The sequence below is a fragment of the Holdemania filiformis genome, assembly GCF_003459085.1.
Taxonomy (GTDB): domain Bacteria; phylum Bacillota_I; class Bacilli_A; order Erysipelotrichales; family Erysipelotrichaceae; genus Holdemania; species Holdemania filiformis.
In genome coordinates this window covers 1-3084 of sequence record NZ_QRUP01000040.1, presented here as the reverse complement: position 1 = coordinate 3084, position 3084 = coordinate 1, and the positions used below count along the sequence as shown (strand labels likewise).

Sequence of the window (3084 nt, the reverse complement as noted above, 5' to 3'; positions counted from 1 at the left end):
CTACTGTATAGCTCAGATCCTTTGTCTGTTCGGCATCAACGTCATAGTTGACTACGATGACCGCTCCATTCGCAATGGTTTCACCTTCTACAGCTTCCCCGTTTTCGTAAGTTACAGTGCTCTTCTTATAGCCCTTATAACCGCGATCTGCTTCTAATTCAGTATTCCGCGTCAGTGTATCTGGCTGCAATACCTGAACTTTCTGCGTTTCCGTTAAGGTTTCCTGAACTTCTTCGCCAATCACATGCTTGACTGTGTAATTCAGTTCCTTTGTCTGGCTTTCATCAATAACAAAATTAGCAGTAAACTCCAAATTTCCATAAGATCCTTCACTAATTACAGTATTCATAGGATCATGTGTTGCATCTGGATTTGTACCTTTTGTTAATGTCCATCCTGTAAAAGAATAACCTCGTTTTTCAGGATTTACTAAGGTAATAACTTTTCCATCAGAAATGTCTTTAATGGAATACGATTCAGGATTTGGATTTACCAAATCGCCATTTTTCCATGTTACATCTTCAACATTTTTATAGTCTATTTCAAAATTAGAAACATTTAATGTAAATTCGATTATATTATCTTGACCATAATATAAATCTGCCCATTTAAATGATTCATTAATCGAATAGCCCTGCAATGCTTCAATTTCTGATGCTAAAACCGGATAAACTTTGATTCGATTTACATCTGAAATATTATCCACTACACTATAGATAATTTTACCTTCATACGTATAAATTACGTCATATGTCAGTTCCGCAGTCGCATAGTAAGTAAACGTTATTACGTTTTCATTCGAATTTGTTGATAAGACAATTGACTTACTTGGCGCATCTACAGTATATTCCGCAAATTTTCCTTCTGGTTTTACGGCTTTTTCAACTATTGTTGTTTCTACTTTACCACTGCCATATTTACTTTCAGCAACTTGTTCTCCAGTTTCTGTGACATACTTTACCACGTAATCAGCCATCTGGCGTTTGGACCACCCTGCGTATAAGACTTTGCTTTCTTTTACAGGTTCTGCAAAATCATATAATTGAGTACATTCTTCATCAACAAACCAACCGTCGAAATCGTATCCTGGATTTTCAGGAGCATTGATCATATCAACGGTCTTGCCACTGATTACAGGTCTTGTTTCAACAACCACTCCGTCGCTTACAAACTTGACATCATAACTAGGTGCTGACCATTTTGCATATAATACAAGCCCCTTTGGCATAGTTGTTTCAGTGAATTTTTCTGTTAATCCCTGGTCAATATACCAGCCCTCAAATACTGAATCATTTGTTGGCTTATTCTTTGGTTCTACCAACTTATCAGAAATATCCTCAGTATAAGGAACTTTGTAATCAATACGATCGTTCACATTTATCAACGATAGTGTATATTCTGCACGGGTATAATAGAAATAATAATCACCGCTAGATATATTGGAACTACTTCCAAAATTGACATTTTTTCCTCTGGAATCTGTTGCTTTATATTGATCATAACCATCAATATCAAAGAACTCTTCAGACTCTGTAAAATAATTGTATCTTACATCAACTGAGGTATACTCACCAAATGTTTTTCCATCAAAATTTCTTTGATTTCCTTTAGCATAACCTTCAAGATAATAATGGATCGTTTCCTCTTTATACGAAGTATTCCTTGTTCTTGTATATGTTCTGTCCTCGCTAGGCATTATATCAAGAACAGCTAATTTAGGATTGCCTTTATTATCTTCCCACGCATATGTTCCATTTTCAGTATGACTCTTAGTAATAGATAACCATTCATCAGCTATATTGGATCCATATTTAGCTTTAATTGTTCCATAGGTAGTATTTCTATTGCCTTTTATTGTAATAGTGTATTCATTTCTGGAATAATAAACTGTTACAACCGAACTACCGTCTGCTTTCACAATTTCGTTAGTTGCACGTTCAAATCTAAAGGCTTTACTTGGTAAGCTTCCCCAAGAAGGTTTTGCTTGTTGAGAAGTAACTGTTACAGAAGAACCTGTCCGTGCCGTTCCCTGCCCTGTTGATAACAAAGAATATCCATCATCATTAGCATTTTCTACAAGATAAACAATGTTATAGTTCACACTAGAAGCTGACCATTTAGCATACAAAGTGACATTATCTGTCAATACTAAATTTCCACTAACTGAATCACCCTCAAATTCTGGATTGGTATACCAACCTTCGAAAGTATATCCAGCTAAAGTTGAGCCAGAAGCAATTGTAATCTCCGACATATATTTACCAGTTTGCCGTGGAACATAACTTCCTCCGTTAGTTTGATATGTCAGTGAGTAAACATTCAGATCATATTTAATCTCTACAACTGTATCTTCCTTATTTATCAAAGTTTGAATAATGCTTTGAGGTGTATATCCCGCTACGGATAATGATTGTGCATCGGTTAATTCGCCAAAATTACCTAATTTAGTTTCAGCTAATTCCTTATTTTCTAAATATTCACCATTATCATTTTCAAAGAAATGTTTCACTGTATAATTAATCGGATTCGCCTTATATATAATTTCCGCAGACAAATTACCTTTTTCAGCAAACACTCCTGTAATGTGATTATCTGTGAATTGGAAATTGCTTTCGTCGAGTAACTCAGCCGTGTACCCTTCGATAGCAGGAATTTCGTAATCAACCAAAAATTCATTATTTTCGTTACGCGTTGTTTCGAAAGTGTATGAATTTAGGGCCATAGCTCCAGTTTCATAACTAAATTTTACTGTAACTACCAGTTTATCTTCTGTCGGTATAATTCCAGGATTATCTTCTGTTAGTTCACCCACATAAATAGATCGCGTGTTGATTTTGGGCATAATCAATTCATAACCATCAGCAATTTCGTAATTAAATACTATATTTGCTTGTCCCTCATCATCAAAGCTTTCTTTAGATATACTTTTTTCTGTAGTTACCAGTTTTATTCCTTCACGAACAAATTCACAATTTTCCGCAACATAAATGTTATTGACAAAATCTTCATCACTCAAATCAATAATTTCAACGGGGCTGTGACAAATCAGGAAAATAAGAAAAAACCATAAGCTCACAGCCATTT

The 3084-nt window shown here is 35.0% G+C and carries 1 protein-coding gene; it reads right to left on the bottom strand.

Going from position 1 to position 3084, the window contains the following annotated elements; all coding sequences use genetic code 11:
* Nucleotides 1-3084: InlB B-repeat-containing protein (locus DWY25_RS17525; RefSeq protein ID WP_147336722.1), on the bottom strand; the 3084-nt coding region annotated here is incomplete at both ends.